15 protein-coding genes, 1 tRNA gene and 1 riboswitch are annotated in these 16,997 nt (G+C 70.6%); of the genes, 13 read left to right on the forward strand and 3 right to left on the reverse strand.

Features of this window, described 5'->3' with window-relative positions; translation table 11 throughout:
- Nucleotides 1-33 precede the first annotated feature (33 nt).
- From dxs to ACZ5VC_RS22330, 4 genes are all read left to right on the forward strand, one after another.
- On the forward strand, nucleotides 34-2,064 hold the full coding sequence (gene dxs, locus ACZ5VC_RS22315) for a 1-deoxy-D-xylulose-5-phosphate synthase (RefSeq protein ID WP_469121785.1): 2,031 nt from the start codon (nucleotides 34-36) through the stop codon (nucleotides 2,062-2,064).
- Nucleotides 2,061-3,482, forward strand: a complete 1,422-nt coding sequence (locus ACZ5VC_RS22320; RefSeq protein ID WP_469121786.1) for an aspartate aminotransferase family protein — start codon at nucleotides 2,061-2,063, stop codon at nucleotides 3,480-3,482. Before dxs ends, ACZ5VC_RS22320 begins: the two co-directional genes overlap by 4 nt.
- Before the next feature lie 198 nt (nucleotides 3,483-3,680).
- Entirely contained in the window at nucleotides 3,681-4,268 is a 588-nt protein-coding gene (locus tag ACZ5VC_RS22325) for a helix-turn-helix domain-containing protein (protein WP_469122120.1), read from the forward strand.
- A 41-nt stretch (nucleotides 4,269-4,309) separates the two neighbouring features.
- Nucleotides 4,310-4,459 carry a DUF6126 family protein gene (locus tag ACZ5VC_RS22330; RefSeq protein ID WP_469121787.1) on the forward strand — a complete coding sequence of 50 codons (150 nt, stop codon included), beginning with the start codon at nucleotides 4,310-4,312 and terminating at the stop codon, nucleotides 4,457-4,459.
- Between the two features lie 30 nt (nucleotides 4,460-4,489).
- Here the strand turns inward: ACZ5VC_RS22330 and ACZ5VC_RS22335 are convergent, their stop codons facing one another.
- Nucleotides 4,490-5,299, reverse strand: a complete 810-nt coding sequence (locus ACZ5VC_RS22335) for a tyrosine-protein phosphatase (protein ID WP_469121788.1) — start codon at nucleotides 5,297-5,299, stop codon at nucleotides 4,490-4,492.
- Between the two features lie 466 nt (nucleotides 5,300-5,765).
- A riboswitch (cyclic di-AMP (ydaO/yuaA leader) is annotated at nucleotides 5,766-5,925 on the forward strand.
- A gap of 2 nt (nucleotides 5,926-5,927) precedes the next feature.
- Between ACZ5VC_RS22335 and ACZ5VC_RS22340 the strand changes: the two genes are divergently transcribed.
- Nucleotides 5,928-6,890, forward strand: coding sequence for a M23 family metallopeptidase (locus ACZ5VC_RS22340; protein WP_469121789.1), 963 nt, complete (start codon nucleotides 5,928-5,930; stop codon nucleotides 6,888-6,890).
- Nucleotides 6,891-7,051: 161 nt separating this feature from the next.
- Nucleotides 7,052-7,858: an SGNH/GDSL hydrolase family protein gene (locus ACZ5VC_RS22345; RefSeq protein WP_469121790.1), complete on the forward strand. Its 807-nt coding sequence runs from the start codon at nucleotides 7,052-7,054 to the stop codon at nucleotides 7,856-7,858.
- Nucleotides 7,859-8,104: 246 nt separating this feature from the next.
- Here the strand turns inward: ACZ5VC_RS22345 and ACZ5VC_RS22350 are convergent, their stop codons facing one another.
- Nucleotides 8,105-8,755, reverse strand: a complete 651-nt coding sequence (locus tag ACZ5VC_RS22350) for a carboxymuconolactone decarboxylase family protein (RefSeq protein WP_469121791.1) — start codon at nucleotides 8,753-8,755, stop codon at nucleotides 8,105-8,107.
- Nucleotides 8,756-8,957: 202 nt separating this feature from the next.
- Here ACZ5VC_RS22350 and ACZ5VC_RS22355 point away from each other — a divergent pair, with 202 nt between their 5' ends.
- The 6 genes from ACZ5VC_RS22355 to ACZ5VC_RS22380 all read left to right on the forward strand — a co-directional run bounded on the left by ACZ5VC_RS22355 (nucleotide 8,958) and on the right by ACZ5VC_RS22380 (nucleotide 14,864).
- Complete coding sequence (locus tag ACZ5VC_RS22355; RefSeq protein WP_469121792.1) at nucleotides 8,958-10,193, forward strand: MBL fold metallo-hydrolase; 1,236 nt, start codon at nucleotides 8,958-8,960, stop codon at nucleotides 10,191-10,193.
- A gap of 696 nt (nucleotides 10,194-10,889) precedes the next feature.
- Nucleotides 10,890-12,836, forward strand: coding sequence for a sensor histidine kinase (locus ACZ5VC_RS22360; RefSeq protein WP_469121793.1), 1,947 nt, complete (start codon nucleotides 10,890-10,892; stop codon nucleotides 12,834-12,836).
- 7 nt (nucleotides 12,837-12,843) lie between these two features.
- Nucleotides 12,844-13,278, forward strand: a complete 435-nt coding sequence (locus tag ACZ5VC_RS22365) for a roadblock/LC7 domain-containing protein (RefSeq protein WP_469121794.1) — start codon at nucleotides 12,844-12,846, stop codon at nucleotides 13,276-13,278.
- Nucleotides 13,279-13,280: 2 nt separating this feature from the next.
- Nucleotides 13,281-13,652, forward strand: a complete 372-nt coding sequence (locus ACZ5VC_RS22370; protein ID WP_469121795.1) for a DUF742 domain-containing protein — start codon at nucleotides 13,281-13,283, stop codon at nucleotides 13,650-13,652.
- On the forward strand, nucleotides 13,630-14,301 hold the full coding sequence (locus ACZ5VC_RS22375) for a GTP-binding protein (RefSeq protein ID WP_469121796.1): 672 nt from the start codon (nucleotides 13,630-13,632) through the stop codon (nucleotides 14,299-14,301). The genes ACZ5VC_RS22370 and ACZ5VC_RS22375 overlap by 23 nt, the downstream gene beginning before the upstream one ends.
- A complete protein-coding gene (locus tag ACZ5VC_RS22380; protein ID WP_469121797.1) occupies nucleotides 14,298-14,864 on the forward strand; it encodes a GAF domain-containing protein in 567 nt (188 codons plus the stop codon). Before ACZ5VC_RS22375 ends, ACZ5VC_RS22380 begins: the two co-directional genes overlap by 4 nt.
- 123 nt (nucleotides 14,865-14,987) lie before the next feature.
- Here ACZ5VC_RS22380 and ACZ5VC_RS22385 read toward each other — a convergent pair whose 3' ends face one another.
- Nucleotides 14,988-16,184 (reverse strand): acyl-CoA dehydrogenase family protein, encoded by a 1,197-nt coding sequence (locus ACZ5VC_RS22385; RefSeq protein ID WP_469121798.1) that lies wholly within the window; start codon nucleotides 16,182-16,184, stop codon nucleotides 14,988-14,990.
- A gap of 653 nt (nucleotides 16,185-16,837) precedes the next feature.
- Here ACZ5VC_RS22385 and ACZ5VC_RS22390 point away from each other — a divergent pair.
- Nucleotides 16,838-16,911, forward strand: a tRNA-Pro gene (locus ACZ5VC_RS22390).
- Nucleotides 16,912-16,997: the final 86 nt, after the last annotated feature.

Genomic DNA, 16,997 nt, shown 5'->3' on the forward strand with positions numbered 1-16,997 from the left:
GCCGACAGGAGGGATCCGGAAGGGGGCCCGAGCGTGACGATTCTGGAGAACATCCGAGGACCGCGCGACCTCAAAGCGCTGATCGAACCGGAGCTGGACGAACTGGCCGAGGACATCAGGGAGTTCCTGGTCCAGGCGGTGGCCAGAACCGGAGGTCATTTGGGGCCCAACCTCGGGGTGGTGGAACTCTCCATCGCCCTGCACCGGGTCTTCGACTCACCCGCCGACCGGATCCTCTGGGACACCGGCCACCAGAGCTACGTCCATAAACTCCTCACCGGCCGGCAGGACTTCTCGAAACTGCGCGGCAAGGGCGGGCTCTCCGGATACCCGTCCCGCGAGGAGTCCGAGCACGACGTCGTCGAGAACTCGCACGCCTCGACGGTCCTCGGCTGGGCCGACGGCCTCGCCAAGGCGCAGCAGGTGCGCGGCGGCTCCGACCACGTGGTCGCCGTCATCGGTGACGGCGCGCTCACCGGCGGCATGGCCTGGGAGGCGCTGAACAACATCGCCGCGGCCAAGGACCGCCCGCTGATCGTCGTCGTCAACGACAACGAGCGGTCCTACGCCCCGACGATCGGCGGCCTCGCCCGCCACCTCGCCACCTTGCGTACCACCGACGGTTACGAACGCTTCCTCGCCTGGGGCAAGGAGGTGCTCCAGCACACCCCGGTCATCGGGCAGCCGCTGTACGGGTCGCTGCACGGAGCCAAGAAGGGGTTCAAGGACACCTTCGCGCCCCAGGGCCTCTTCGAGGACCTGGGGCTCAAGTACGTGGGGCCGGTCGACGGGCACGACATCGCGGCCGTGGAGTCGGCGCTGCGGCGGGCGAAACGGTTCCACGGGCCCGTACTGGTCCACTGTCTGACCGAGAAGGGCCGGGGCTATCCGCCGGCCCTCCGGGACGAGGCCGACCGGTTCCACGCGGTCGGCGCGATGGACCTGCTGACCTGCGCGCCGCTCGTTCCCGCCGACGGGCCCTCGTGGACCTCCGTCTTCGGCGAGGAGATCGCCGCCCTCGGGGCCGAGCGGCCGGACATCGTGGCGATCACCGCCGCCATGCTGCACCCGGTCGGGCTCACCGCGTTCGCCGAGCGCTTCCCCGAGCGGGTCTGGGACGTCGGGATCGCCGAGCAGCACGCCGTGGTGTCGGCGGCCGGTCTCGCCACCGGCGGGCTGCACCCGGTCGTCGCCGTCTACGCCACCTTCCTCAACCGCGCGTTCGACCAGCTGCTGATGGATGTGGCACTGCACCGGTGCGGTGTCACCTTCGTACTCGACCGTGCGGGTGTGACCGGCGCCGACGGGGCGTCGCACAACGGGATGTGGGACATGTCCGTCCTCCAGGTCGTGCCCGGGCTGCGGATCGCCGCGCCGAGGGACGCCGACCAGCTGCGGGGGCAGCTGCGCGAGGCCGTGGAGGTGGCCGACGCGCCGACCCTGCTGCGCTTCCCCAAGGAACCGGTGGGAGAGGCCGTGCCCGCCGTCGGCCGCATCGGCGGGATGGACGTACTGCGGCAGGCAGAGGACCCCGATGTGCTGCTCGTGGCCGTCGGCGTCATGGCGCCGGTCTGCCTGCACGCCGCCGAGCTGCTGGCCGGGCGCGGCATCCGGTGCACGGTCGTCGACCCGCGCTGGGTGAAGCCGGTCGACGAACAGCTCCCGCCGCTCGCCGCCGGGCACCGGCTCGTCGCGGTCGTCGAGGACAACAGCCGTGCCGGCGGGGTCGGTTCGGCGGTGGGGCAGGCGCTGCGGGACGCGGATGTGGACGTGCCACTGCGCACCTTCGGCATCCCGGAGCAGTTCCTCGCACACGGCAAGCGCGGTGAGGTCCTGGCCGACATCGGACTGACCCCGGTCGAGATCGCGGGACGGATCAGCGCCGCCCTGGCACGCAGGAGGCCCGGCGAGGCCCCCGAGGACCAGGGGGCGCCGGAGCCCACGGAGTACGAGAGGTCGCCGTCCCCGGAGGCCGGCGACATGAAGGAATCCGTGGTGCCGAAGCAGCCGCGGGAGCCCAAGGATCCCGGGGAACCCGGAAAGCCCAAGGAGAACGGTCGATGACGACGCCGATGGGGACGCCGACGGGGGCGCCGACCAGCAAGGATTTCGACCTGGGTCGGCTGCTCGCCGAGCGCGGCGCGGAGCGCTACGAGCTGCACACCCGACACCTCAACCACCAGCTGCCGCGCATGCTCCACACCCTCGGGTTCGACAAGTACTACGAGCGGGCGCAGGGCGCCCACTTCTGGGACGCCGACGGCAACGACTACCTCGACATGCTGGCCGGCTTCGGGGTGATGGGCCTCGGCCGCCACCATCCGGTCGTCCGCAAGGCCCTGCACGACGTCCTCGACGCTTCGCTCGCCGATCTGACCCGGTTCGACTGCCAGCCGCTGCCCGGGCTGCTCGCCGAGAAGCTGCTCGCCCACAGCCCTCACCTGGACCGGGTCTTCTTCGGCAACAGCGGTACGGAGGCGGTGGAGACCGCGCTCAAATTCGCCCGCTTCGCGACCGGGAGGCCGCGGATCCTCTACTGCGCCCACGCCTTCCACGGCCTGACCACCGGCTCGCTGTCGGTCAACGGCGAGAGCGGCTTCCGGGACGGCTTCGCACCGCTGCTGCCCGACACGGCGATCGAGCTCGGAGACCTCGCCGCCCTGGAGCGGGAGCTGCGGAAGGGGGACGTGGCCGCGTTCGTCGTGGAGCCCATCCAGGGCAAGGGCGTGCGCGAGGCCCCGCCGGGGTTCCTGGGCGCCGCCCAGGAGCTGCTGCGCCGGCACAAGGCCCTGCTGATCGCCGACGAGGTGCAGACCGGCCTCGGCAGGACCGGCGACTTCTACGCCTACCAGCACGAGATGGGGGTCGAACCGGACCTGGTGTGCGTCGCCAAGGCGCTCTCCGGCGGCTATGTGCCCGTCGGCGCCACCCTCGGCAAGGACTGGATCTTCAAGAAGGTCTACTCGTCCATGGACCGTGTGCTCGTCCACTCGGCCAGCTTCGGCTCGAACGCCCAGGCCATGGCCGCCGGGCTCGCCGTCCTCTCGGTGATGGAGAACGAGGAGACCGTGGCCCACGCGCGCCGTACCGGTGATCTGCTGCGCTCGCGCCTCGCCGCGCTCGTACCCCGGTACGAACTGCTTCACGACGTGCGCGGACGCGGGCTGATGATCGGGATCGAGTTCGGCAGGCCGTCGTCGCTCGGTCTGCGCAGCCGCTGGACGATGCTCCAGGCGGCCCGCAAGGGACTCTTCGCCCAGATGGTCGTCGTGCCGCTGCTCCAGCGGCACCGGATCCTCACGCAGGTGTCCGGCGATCACATGGAAGTGATCAAGCTGATCCCGCCGTTGGTGATCGACGACGCGGACGTGGACCGGTTCGTGGAAGCCTTCACCGCCGTGATGGACGAGGCCCACGGCGGGGGCGGGCTGATGTGGGACTTCGGCAGAACGCTGGTCAAGCAGGCCGTCGCACAGCGCTGAACCCGGCGGACCGCCGACGGTCGGGTTTGCCTCTGGGGCAAGAAAATTGCCCCAGAGGAAAAACCCTGGCGCAATGGACCCATGAGCGATTCTGCCGCAGGAGCGGACGGGGCGGCGTCGTCCGCGGAACTCCCGGACCGGGCGCCGGGCACTGTGGTGTCCGACGGCGCGGTCGACGACACGTTCGACGGCGACGTGATGCCGGACGCCCTCCCAGACGTGGCGCCCCGGCTGAGGGGCCTGCGCCGGCGCCAGGGGCTCACCCTGGAGACGGCCGCCCGTCGCGCCGGACTCTCCCCGGCCCACCTCTCCCGGCTGGAGACGGGCCGTCGGCAGCCCTCGCTGCCCATGCTGCTCGCCCTTGCCCGCATCTACGGCACCACGGTGTCCGAACTGCTCGGGGAGGTGCCGCCCGAGCGGGATCCCATCGTCCGCGCGGGGAGCGCCGAGCCCGCCGAGGCGGACGGATGGATCTACCACCAGGCCGGCGGGCCCGGACGGGCCATGCAGGCGCTGCGTGTCCAGGTCCCGTACGCCACCCGGGACGACCTGGTCCGTGTCCACCCGGGGGAGGAGTGGCTCCACGTACTGGAAGGCCGGGTGCGTCTCGCCCTGGGCGACGCCGTGCATGTCCTCGAGCCGGGGGACAGCGCGCACTTCGACTCGCTCACCCCGCACCGGATCGGCGCCGCCACGCGCGGCGGCGCCGAGCTGCTCTTCGTCCACACCCTGCTGCAGAGTCCCGCCGCCGAGCTGTGCCTCGGTGGCGGAGCCCCTCGCCGCTGACCCGCCCTCGCCGCCGCCGTCCTCACGAAAAGGACCCTCGAATGTCCGACAAATCAGCATCCGTACCGTCCACCGAGGAGAAGAAGTTCCCCCGGGGGCTGGTCATCCGCCTCTTCGCCTACCTGGTCGCCGGACACCTCTTCGCGGCGTTCCTCTATCTGCTGTTCCTGCTCGGCGGTCAGAACCAGTAGGGCCGGTTCCCCGCCGGTTCTGGGCTCCCGCTAGTCCTGGAGGAGGGCGAAGCGCAGCCGCTCGCGGGTCTCCGGGGCGAGCTTGAGGCCCTCGGAGAGGTACCGCTCGACGCTGCCCCAGTTCGTCTCGATGGTGTCGAAGGCGGCGGAGAGGTACTCCGCGCGCGCGTCGAAGAGGGGGCCGAGCAGTTCCATGACCTCCGGGGACATGGCCTCGGCCGACGTGCTGCTGCGGCGGACCTTGTAACGGCGGTGGGGGTCGTTGGACTTGAGGTAGTCCGTCTCGATCGCCTCGCGCTCGACGCCGACCGCGAGCAGGGACACGGCGATGGAGAGGCCCGCACGGTCCTTGCCGGCCGCGCAGTGCATCAGCGCGGGGACGCTGTCCTCGGCCATGGCGTGCAGGACACGGCTGTGCTCGGCGGTGCGGTCCGTGATGATCTCGCGGTACGTCCGCGTCATGCGGGCGGCGGCCTTGCCGTCGCCGAGGAGGGAGCGCAGCTGGGCGAGGTCGCCACCGCTGACCATCTTCCAGAACTCCTTGCCGTCCGCAGGGTCGTTGAGCGGGATGTTCACGTTCCGTACGCCGGGCAGGGCGACGTCCGGGCCCTCCACCTTCTGGTCGGCGGCGTTGCGGAAGTCGAAGATCGTGTGCAGCCCGAGACCGGCGAGGAAGGCCGCGTCGTCATCGGTGGCGTGGGCCAGATGCCCGCTGCGGAAGAGCCGCCCGTACCGCACGGTCCGCCCGTCCACGGTCGGCAGCCCGCCCACGTCCCGGAAATTCCGGACTCCGGTCAGCTCGGGTTCGGTCGACGGGACCTGCGGCAGCTGCTGCGTCACGAGAGCTCCTGAGGTGTTCTGCCGTCGGCGCTGATCGCCGACGCGGCGCGGCCTCGACGATACGACATCGGTTCCTGAGGCAATCATCTCGGCGGGAGCCTTCCGACACACCGGTTCCTGAGGAACTGGCGGCAATCGGTAGAACATTTGCTGTTGAGTGCAATGCGCATGGAATGACTGTTCTGTCCGTATTAAGTGATTCGAGATGACGTGCCCCGGTAATGCGGGAGATGGGTGCGGGCACGTGAGCAGCGTCATAAACGTGACAGTCCGTGGCGGAACTCGGAAGTCGAATTCCTTGCTCACAACGGAGATCGATGATCCGGAGTCGACGGAGTGTGACCGGAATTCAGCGCCGATATCACAGCGCCCATTGCCGAATGAATGCGATGGCTTGTTAGCGCCGAGCGGCTCGTCTACGGTCACCGTCAATCCGGATGGACCGCCGAATCCTGCCACCGTCCGGAATTCACACCCACCCACGTGTGGCAGGAGCGGGGGACCCAGGTAAGAACGCCGATTCCGGATTTCCGGAGGCGGCTCGGGGTTAAGGCGCGCCACAGCGCGACCGGGCATCTCCAGCCCGAACCCGACAGCTCACCTCGCAGGCGCCGGAGAGGAATTCGCCATGCCCGCGAAGGGTAAGCATCGCCGTCCCAAGGTCAACCCGATCACGCGTGGATTCGTCGCAGCCGGAACGGGTGGCGCCGTCGTCGCTCTGCCGCTCATCGGCGCGACCGGAGCGCACGCCGCCGAGGCGAGCGCCCCGGCCGTGACGCAGGGGACCACCGTCGCCGCCGCCGCGAAGTCCGCGGCACAGCAGGCTGCCGCGCAGTCCGCCAAGGCCGCACCGAAGACGTACTCCGTCGTCGCCGGTGACTGCCTCTCGACGATCGCCGCGGACCACCACCTCGCCGGTGGCTGGAAGAAGCTCTACCAGGACAACCGCCAGGTCGTCGGCGAGAACCCCTCGCTGATCATCCCCGGCATGAAGCTCACGCTGGGCGCGAAGTCCACCGCCAAGGCCAAGCCCGCGCACAAGGCGGCCCCCAAGGCCGCACCGAAGGCGGCTCCCAAGGCGGCCCCCAAGGCCGACGACTCGACGCGCAGCTCCCGCAGCAGTGACCGCGCGTCCGCCCCGTCGACCTCGACCCCGGCGTCCACTCCGGACTCCACGTCGGCCTCCGGCTTCACCGCCCCGGTCAGCGGCCCGAGCGTCACCACCCCGTACCACGCCTCCGGCTCGATGTGGTCCTCCGGCTACCACACCGGCGTCGACTTCGCGGCCTCCACCGGCACGACCGTCAAGGCCGTCGGCCCGGGCACCGTCGTCTCCGCCGGATGGGGCGGCGCGTACGGCAACGAGATCGTCATCCAGCACACCGACGGCAGCTACTCGCAGTACGGCCACCTCTCGTCCCTCTCGGTCTCCTCCGGCCAGAGCGTCACCGGCGGACAGGAGATCGGCCTCTCCGGCTCCACCGGCAACTCCTCCGGCCCGCACCTGCACTTCGAGATCCGTACGGGTCCGGGCTACGGCTCCGACATCGACCCGCTCGCGTACCTGCGTCAGCACGGCGTCTCCATCTGACCCGGCGCACCGCGCGAATCCCGTACCGAGGCCCGGCACTTCTGTGCCGGGCCTCGGTCTATTCCGGCTTGGGCGAATCTTGACCGGTGGCATATGTCACGCCCCGTCAACCACTCCTTACGGTCGCGTAGGTCACATCCGTAAGGGAAGGATGTGGTCCCGTGGCAGACCGTTCGAGAGCAATAGACAGTGGCACAGGCGTATTCGGTTCGTACGCGGCGATCGGCGACAGCTTTACCGAAGGGGTGGGGGACCCGGGGCCCGGGGGAATGTACGTCGGCTGGGCGGACCGCCTCGCGGTTCTCCTCGCCGACCGGCTTCCGGAGCAGGACCACGACGGCTTCCGCTACGCCAACCTCGCCGTACGCGGACGCCTCCTCGACCAGATCGTCGAGGAGCAGGTCCCCCGGGCGAAGGAACTCGCCCCCGATCTGGTGACCTTCTGCGCGGGCGGCAACGACATCATCCGGCCCGGCACCGATCCCGACGAGGTCGCCGAACGCTTCGAGCGCGCCGTCGCCGACCTCACCTCGGCCGTGGGCACCGTGATGGTCACGACCGGTTTCGACACACGCGGTGTGACCCTGCTGCGTCATCTCCGCGGCAAGATCGCCACGTACAACGGCCATGTGCGTGCCGTCGCCGACCGGTACGGATGCCCCGTCCTCGACCTGTGGTCCCTCAAGTCCATTCAGGACAGGCGGGCTTGGGACAACGACCGGCTGCACCTGTCGGCCGAGGGCCATACCCGGGTCGCCCTGCGCGCCGGCCAGGTCCTGGGCCTCGAGGTGCCCGCCGACCCCGACCAGCCGTGGCCGCCGCTGCCTCCCCGGGGTGCCCTCGAAGTGCGCCGCGACGACATCCAGTGGGCGCGCGAGTATCTGGTGCCCTGGATCGGCCGCAGGCTCCGCGGCGAATCGTCCGGCGACCACGTCGAGCCGAAGCGCCCCGATCTGCTGCCGCTGTGACCTCGGGGGCCCGGCGGGGCGCGGACCGCCGGGCCGCAGGGCGCCGGGGCTCGCGCCACGGCGGCTCGGGCCGCTCGGGCTCGAGCCACCGGAGCCCATGCTCTCGGGCTCCTGCCACCGGAGCTCAGGCTCTCGGGTTCGCGCCACCCCCCCGGGCTCAGGAGCTCTCGGGCTCCTGCCACCAGAGCTCCAGGCGCGGGCTCGCGTCGCCGGGGCGGGCGACGGCCCGCCCCGGGCGCGGCAGTCTCAGTGCGAACCAGCGCCGGCCGCCTCAGGGACGCCACCGGTCCCACTGGTCCCACCGTTCGCGCTGGTTCCACCGGCCTCGGCGACCCCACCCCTTGTGGGGGCCTCGCCGATCTCGCAGTGGTCCTTGAAGCCCTGGCTCGTCAGCCCCAGCGCGGCGTTCATCCGCGAGCGCAGGTTCTCCACCGCCACCATCGCGGTCAGCTCCACGAACGCGGCCTCGCCCAGCGCTCCCACCAGCCGCGCGGCGAGTGCGTCCTCGACCGTCGGAGGGTTGGCGGTCATCGCCTCCGCGTACTCGAGGACGTCGCGCTCCAGCGGGGTGTACGCGTCACTGTCGCGCCAGAGCGGGATCTCGTGCAGCTTGCGCGCGTCCATGCCCCGCCGCTGGTTCTCCCAGTGCCCGAAGTCCATGCACCAGCTGCAGCCGATCGAGGCGGCCGCCGCCATCACGGCCAGGGCCTTGAGATCCGCGTCCAGCGTGTTCCACTTCCCGACCGCCAGCTCGAAGCGCAGGTCCGCGCGGAGGACGCGCGGGTTGTGGCTGAGGGCGAGAGCCGGTTCGAGGATCTTGCCGTAGGTCCGCTTGCAGTACCACTCCATCGCACGGAAGAAAAGCGTGCGGGGCGGGGTGAGCGAGATACGGGCCATGACGGGCCTCCCTGGGTGTCGCGTGGTGACGTTTCACCGAGGAGACGGACGAGGCACCGTCAGATGTGACATCGCGGCCGAAAAATCACCGACTGTTTTCCCTCTCCCTGTCCCCCGCCCTGTCACACGGCTCTCACCTGCGACAACGCCACCGGCGGCGTCCGCGGCCATAATGGAACGACCCCGAACACCAGGAGGTGCTGTGACCGGCGCTGGCTCTGTTCATCCGCTGCGTGCCCGGCTTCGCTCGCTGCGGTCCGCGGCCTTCGGCGCGGACCCCACGGGAGAGCGGATGGAGCGGATCCGCCGCTCGCCGAACTTCGCCGACGGGGTCTTCCAGAATCCGGTGGCCGCCAGCCACAGGCCGTCGGGTTCCTCGGTCGAATTCGCGAAGATCTACTTCCAGAAGGAAGCCCGGTCGCGGCGCTCGCCCCTCGGCGTGATCCCCGTGCACACCACCACGCTCGCCGAACTGGCGAAGCCTCCGGCCTCGGGCCTGCGGATCACGTGGATGGGGCATTCCAGCGTCCTCGCCGAGATCGACGGCGTCCGCGTGCTGTTCGACCCGGTCTGGGGCAGGCGCTGCTCGCCCTTCTCCTTTGCCGGGCCCCAGCGCCTCCACCCGGTGCCCGTACCGCTCTCCACCCTCGGCCCGGTCGACGTCGTCGTCATCTCCCACGACCACTACGACCACCTGGACATGCCCACCATCCGCGCCCTGGCCGGCACGGAAACGGTCTTCGCCGTGCCGCTCGGCGTCGGTGCCCATCTGGAGCGCTGGGGTGTCGCCCCCTCCCGTCTGCGTGAGCTGGACTGGAACGAGTCCACCGAGGCCGCGGGCCTGCGCCTGACCGCCACCCCCGCGCGCCACTTCTGCGGCCGCGGCCTGCGCAACCAGCAGCACACCCTCTGGGCGTCCTGGGTCGTGGCCGGACCCGAGCACCGGATCTACCACAGCGGCGACACCGGATACTTCCCCGGCTTCCAGGAGATCGGCGCCGCGCACGGTCCCTTCGACGTCACCATGATCCAGATCGGCGCGTACAGCGAGTACTGGCCCGACATCCACATGACCCCGGCCGAGGGCATGCGGGCCCACCTGGATCTGCAGGGCGGCAGGCCGACCGGAGTCATGCTGCCCATCCACTGGGCCACGTTCAATCTGGCGCCGCACCCGTGGGCCGAGCCCGGCGAGGGCACGGTCGCCGCGGCGGCCGAGACGGGGTCCCGGATCGCCCTGCCCCGTCCCGGTGAGCCTTTCGAGCCCACCGCCGCGAAGGTCCCGGACGCGCCGTGGTGGCGTGAAATCGCGCACGAACCGGCGGGCGGCTGGGCCCCGGCGGGTGACAGCCGGCCCGCCCCGTCCGAGGCCGGTGCGTCCGTGGAATCCGTACCCGGCGAGGGCAGGGACACCCAGGAGACGGCGCAGACACCCTGACCCGCGCCACCCTGGCCGGCGGCTCGCGAGCGCCGACCCGGCGGCGGCGCCGGCCGGCTCGCGGCGCTGACGGTCGAGGAGGCCGGGCGGCCGGTGTTGCTGAGGCCGGTCGAGGTCGACGCGCGGACGGCGGCCAAGGAGGATCCACTGGTCCTCGACCCCAACCGCTGAGCGGGCGCGCGGCGTTGCGCCCCGGGCCGGTGGGAGCGGGCGCGCGGCGGGGATGACGGCGGGCGCCGCGAACGCGGTTCAGCTCCCGTACTGCTCTGCCCCGTCCCGGTGAGCCCACCGGGCCCATCCGCGAAGGTCCCGGACGCGCCATCGTGGCGCGAAGTCGCGCTCGAGCCGGCAAGGGGCCGGGTTCCGGCAGGTGACAGCCGGACCACCATGGCTTCGGCCGGTGCGTCGGTGGAAAGCGCCCGCGACGAGGGCGGACGAACCGGGAAGCCGCGCGCGCCCGCCGACCGGTAGCGCGTCAACGTGGCGTTTTCGCTCTGTCGTACGAGGCCTCATACCAGAGCGGGACGCTTGGTGGGCAACTTTGTCAACTGCCCGCCGCACATGAACGGTTCGCGACTACCGTGTGTGTCCGGTGATCAACGGTGGGCTCATCGGACTCGCTCCGGGCCCATCGATGCGCCGAAGCCGAACACCCGTATGACGCCGATTCCTGGGGCCCACGTACCAAGGACGCTGATGTCTCAACTTCGCGCACCCGTCGCGCGGCCGGACCGCCGCGAGGGCGGGCGGCACGGCCGGCCAGGCGCCCGTTCCCTCTCCAGCTCGGGGAGGCCCGCGCCGCTCGTTCCGGAAGCCCGTATACGCCCCCAACTCCTGCGCACCTCGGTGCTGCCGTCCGTCGTCGTCGCCCTCGGTGGCGCGGCAGCCGTGCTCTTCACCATCCGCTCCACCGGAGCCACTCCGTCGACGGGCCTGTGGGCCGCGCTGACCGGCTCCGCCGCGCTCGCCGTGGCAGGCGTGGCCGCCGCCGTACTGGGAGCGGACCGCGCCGCCAAGTCCGTCCTGGACCGGTGCCACGCACTGCGCCGCTCCAGCGCGCGCGCCCAGAGCGACCTGCGCACCGTCGTCGAACAGCTCCGCCGGGGAGAGGGGCCGCCGGCCCGCTCCCAGACCGCGCCGCCCGCGCTCGGCGGAGACGAGTTCGACCTGCTGGCTCAGGAGCTCAGCCGCTCCCACGACGCCGCCGTGGCGGCCGTGGTGCAGGCGTCCCGGCTCTCCAGCAGTGTCGGCAACGAACAGAAGGTGGAGGTCTTCGTCAATCTGGCCCGACGGCTGCAGTCGCTCGTCCACCGTGAGATCCAGCTGCTCGACGAGCTGGAGAACGACGTCGAGGACCCCGAGCTGCTCAAGGGACTCTTCCATGTGGACCATCTGGCGACCCGTATCCGCAGGCACGCCGAGAATCTCGCCGTCCTCGGCGGCGCCATCTCACGGCGCCAGTGGTCCCGTCCCGTCACCATGACGGAGGTGCTGCGCTCCTCCATCGCCGAGGTCGAGCAGTACCCCCGGGTCAAGCTCGTACCGCCGATCGACGGCACCCTTCGCGGGCACGCCGTCGCCGACGTGATCCACCTGCTCGCCGAACTGGTCGAGAACGCCACGCTGTTCTCGGCGCCGCACACCACCGTGCTGCTCCGGGCCCAGCACGTCACGGCCGGGCTCGCGGTCGAGGTCGAGGACCGCGGCCTCGGTATGCCGGTCACCGAGCAGACCAAGATGAACGCGCTGCTCACCGACCCCGACCAGGTCAATGTGGCCCATCTGCTGCAGGACGGCCGGATCGGGCTCTTCGTGGTCTCCGCGCTCGCCCGGCGCCATGGGATCGCCGTACGCCTGCAGTCGAACATCTACGGCGGAGTGCAGGCCGTCCTCGTCCTCCCGCAGGAACTCCTGGGCGACGAACCGGAGGGACTCGCCCAGGGCGAGGGCCAGACCGGCCAGACGGCCCAAGCGGTTCAGACGGCCCAAGCGGTTCAGACGGCCCAAGCGGTTCAGGCGGGTCAAGTCGGGCACGCGGGGCAGCCGGTGGGGCAGTCCGTACCGGCCGCCGACACCACAGCCGCTCCCATGCCGGCGTACGCGGCCCCCGCGCACGTACAGGCGCGGCCACCCGCCCCCGAACCGGTCCACCGGTCGTTGACGTACACCACGTCGGCCCCCGGCATACCCGTCCAGGCGGCGCCACACCGCGCCGAGCCCCCGGCGGCCCCGCCCGCTCCGCCCGCCCCCGTGAACGGCGGTGCGTACCCCGCGCCGCTTCCCGTCCGCGGTGAGCAGAGCGACCGGCCGAACCCGGCGTCCGCGCTCCCCGGAGCCGGACCGATGCACCGCGCGCCGTCGCCCCTGCCTCCGGACCAGGCGTACCCCCCGGCGGACGATGTCGTGCGCGGCACCATGAGCCGGCCCCAACTGCCCAAGCGGCGCGCCCAGGAGCATCTCGTTCCACAGCTCCGCGACGAACCGGTGGCACGCAGGCACGAGGAGTACGCGGTGCACGACCACGGCCTGATGGCCGCATTCCAGCGCGGCATCGGGCTGGCCGAGTCCCAGCCCGCGCGCGTGGACACCCCCTACGAAGCACCACTCGAACCGCAGCGACACGACGATTCCCACAAGGAGTAGATGCACCATGGCGAGCGATGCGCCGAACGGCCATTCCTCGGATCTCGACTGGCTGCTCAGCGGCCTGGTCCAGCGGGTCCCGTACACCCGCAACGCGGTTCTGCTCTCCTCCGACGGCCTGGTGAAGTCGGTGCACGGGATGGACACCGACAGCGCGGACCACATGGCCGCGCTGGCCTCGGGCCTGTACTCACTGGGCCGCAGTGCGGGTGCGCGCTTCGGCGACGGCGGAGAGGTGCGCCAGGTGGTGGTCGAGCTCGACTCCACCCTGCTCTTCGTCTCCACCGCCGGATCCGGCACCTGTCTGGCCGTACTCGCCGGCCGGGAGGCCGATGCCGCCGTCCTCGGCTACGAGATGGCGATGCTGGTCAAGAGCGTCCGGCCGTATCTGATCACCCCGGCCAGGCAACCGGCCGCCGCCCCCGGCGCGAGGGGGCGCTGAACGTGCCGTCCCCCAAGGACGGGCCGTGGCTCGACGACGCGGCCGGCCGGCTGATCCGCCCGTACACGGTGAGCGGCGGCCGGACCCGGCCGACGGCCGCGTTGGATCTCCTCTCCATGGTGATGGCCACGGGGTCGGCGCCGCAGGCCCAGCTCGGTCCGGAGCACACCCTGGCTCTGGGGCTGTGCGACGGGCCGACCTCGGTCGCGGAGATCTCGGCGCACTTACGGCTGCCCGCGGTCGTCACCAAGGTGCTGCTCTCCGATCTCGTGGACTGCGGGGCGCTCACCGCACGGGCGCCCCGCCTCCACGGCAACCCCACCGACCGTTCCTTGCTGGAGGCAGTGCTCGATGGCCTACGACGACGGCTCTGAGCGCCGAAACGACCACCACGAACCACATCACGACACTCGTCAGCCACACGACGAACACGCGACCGACCTGTTTCCCACCGCGCTGAAGATCCTCGTCGCGGGCGGCTTCGGGGTCGGCAAGACCACCTTCGTCGGGGCCGTCAGCGAGATCGAACCCCTGAGCACCGAAGAGTTGCTCACCCAGATCAGCGTCGGAACCGACAGTCTCGAGGGTGTCGAGTCCAAGACCACGACCACGGTGGCCATGGACTTCGGCCGCATCACCCTGGACGACCGGCATGTGCTCTATCTTTTCGGCACACCCGGCCAGGAACGCTTCTGGTTCATGTGGGACGAGCTGTCGGAGGGCGCGCTGGGCGCCGTGATCCTCGCCGACACGCGCCGCCTCCAGGACTCCTTCTCCGCCGTCGACTTCTTCGAACGGCGCGACATCGGATTCGTCGTGGCCGTCAACGAGTTCGACGGCTCCTATCACTACGAACCGGACGAGGTCCGCGCCGCGATCGACCTCAAGCCCGAGGTCCCGGTCGTCCTCTGCGACGCCCGGATCGCCGGCTCCGGCATCCAGACCCTGGTCACCCTCGTCCAGCATCTGCTCACCACCACCCCGGCCCCGACCCCGGCGCCGAGCTATGGAGCACCGTCATGACGTACGACCCGACCGGTCACCTGCTGCTCACACCCGTCGACCGGGAGGCGCCCGCGCGGGTGCGCCGACTGCGCCAGCTGGGCCTGGGCGAGCGTCCCGACCCGGCTTTCGACGAATTCGCCCACAAGCTCGCGGAGGTGACCGCCGCCCCCTACTCGATGGTCAACTTCATCGACGAGAACCGGCAGTTCTTCGCCGGGCTGCACACACCCGAGGGCACGCACTCCGGCGCCGACCTCGGTGCCGCGGCCGGTGCGGACGTAGGCCGCTTCATGGCCCGGGACCACGGTTACTGCCCGCATGTGGTGGTGCGCCGCAAGGCCCTCGTACTGGAGGACGTCTGCGACTACCCCCGTTTCGCCGGCAATCCGGTGGTCGACGAGATCGGCATCCGCTCCTACCTCGGCGCGCCGCTCATCGACCGTACGGGCACGGCCCTGGGCACCATCTGTGTCGTCGACACCGAGCCGCGTCCCTGGGGGCGGGCCGGCCTGGAGACCATCAAGTCCCTTGCGGCGGAGCTGGTGGAGCAGATCCACCGCCGCGAGGACGGTGGTCTCTGAAGCGGTCGCTTCCCGTCGTCCCATGACGCCCCAGGGTGAAACACCCACCCCTGGGGCGTCATCCGTGTCCGCCGGGCCCCGCGGTGGCCCCTTCGGGCGCGGGTCCCGCCGAGGCCCGGGCCGCTAGAGCGCCGGTGCCATCCTCACCACATCGGCGAGCCGCTCCGACCACTGCCCCTTCGCCGCTCCGAGGGCGACCTCGGCGAGCCGGAGCAGCTGCACGTCGGACGTCCCCGCCGGTGCGAAGATGTGGTGCGCGTCGCGCAGGTACCGTTCGATGGGACGGTCGGTGAAGAGCCCGGCCCCGGCGTGGATCTCCATGGAGTTACGGGCCGAATCGAGCGCCGACTCCACGTTGACCAGCTTGGCGTTCATCAGCTCGGCGTCGCAGGGCAGGCCCTGGTCGAGCAGGTGCACCGCGTGGTACGCGGCGAGCCGGGCGGTCATCAGCCGGGACTGCAGTTGTCCCAACTTGAGCTTGACGGACGACAGTTCGTACAGCGGCTTGCCGTACCGGATCCGCTCGGCGCAGAACGCGGTGGTCTCCTCCACGATCGCCTGATGGATCCCCAGCGACACGGCGGTGAGGTTGGCCCGGCCGTAGAGCACGCTGGAGGAGTACGCGACCGCCAGGCCGTCCCCCTCTTCGCCGAGCCGGTTCTCTGCGGGCACACGGCAGTTGTCGAAGACGAGCTCTCCGAAGCCGAAGCCGTGCAGCCCCATCGCCGGCTGCTGGGCGCCCACCCGCAGGCCCGGCGTGCCGGCTTCGACCAGGAAGGCGGTGAGGCCCCCGGAACCGGGTCCCGTGCGGACCACGACGCCGTGCAGATCTCCGATGTGGCTGTTGCCGACGTACACCTTGCGGCCGTTGAGAACGTAGTTGTCGCCGTCGCGCAACGCCTCGGCGCTCATGCCCAGCACATGGCCGCCCGACTCGGGTTCGGTCACCGCGATGGTCGGCAGGCAGGAGCCCTCGGCGATCGCGGGAAGCCAGGTCTTCTTCTGTTCCTCGCTGCCGAAGTGGACGATCTTGGCGGCTCCGAGCTGCGACGCCTGCACCATGGCGCCCATGGCCGCGCTGACCCGGGACAGCTCTTCGATGATGATCGTCTTGGCGAGGTGACCGGCGCCCATGCCGCCGTAATCCCGGTTGATCGTCGCGCCGAGCCATCCTTGACGCGCGATCAGCCGGGAGAGTTCCCGATGGACGGAACGAGCCGCCTCCATCGAGGGAATGCGTGGCCGAACCTCGCTCTCGGCGAAGTCCCTGACATTCTGGCGCAGTTGATGATGCATTCGACTGGCGAAATAACCGTCCATCCGAGCCCTCCCCTGCGAAACGCCTGCTCGACCTGTTGTTCGAGCAGGTGGTGCACCGGCAGTGGTCCCGTCCTGAACGGGCCGACTACCTCATGATGTTGATCTTTTCGAGGCCCTTCAACGTCGTTCCCAGCTTTGTCCGAAAGTGGAAGCGTTGACGATGTGTAGTCGTCTCGTTTCCGGTGGTAGTGGCCCGTGGGGGCTGTGCGTAGGGCATTCCCACAGTGCTTCTTTCTGCCACATGCCAACGGCAAAGGTTTTGCGGGCATATGGCACGGAGGTGCAATTCCAGACCTCATAGGTGCACAGTCGTACCTCCGAGGTGGCACGGCAGGACCGATTCGGCACCGTTCTCGACCGGAGCGGACGCCTCGTGCCCAGGGCCTGTCCGGCGCGAGGGTGCGCTCCGGGGGGTGACAGGCGTGCGCGAGCGGGCGGGGGAGCGCGCAGGGGCGCGCGCGGGCGGCCCGGCGCCGATCGTCGAGGGGGAAGGCGCTCCGGTGCGTGCGTCACGCAGTGTGGGAGATGCCTCACGAAGCGTCAACGGGTTCGCGCCCCGGCCGCGACGGGAAAGCGATTCGTGACCACCCGGGGAAGTGCGGTATTGTTCTCATGCGCGTGCGGCCAGGGGAATCCCCAGGTCAGACGGGCAACGGGACGTGGCGCAGCTTGGTAGCGCACTTGACTGGGGGTCAAGGGGTCGCAGGTTCAAATCCTGTCGTCCCGACTGTGCGGAAACGCAGGTCGGAGGCCGTTCTCTCATCCACGAGAGGGCGGCCTTTCGTGTATCCGGGTCCGCGAGCCCGGCGGTAG

Source organism: Streptomyces sp. NPDC033174 (assembly GCF_055577795.1).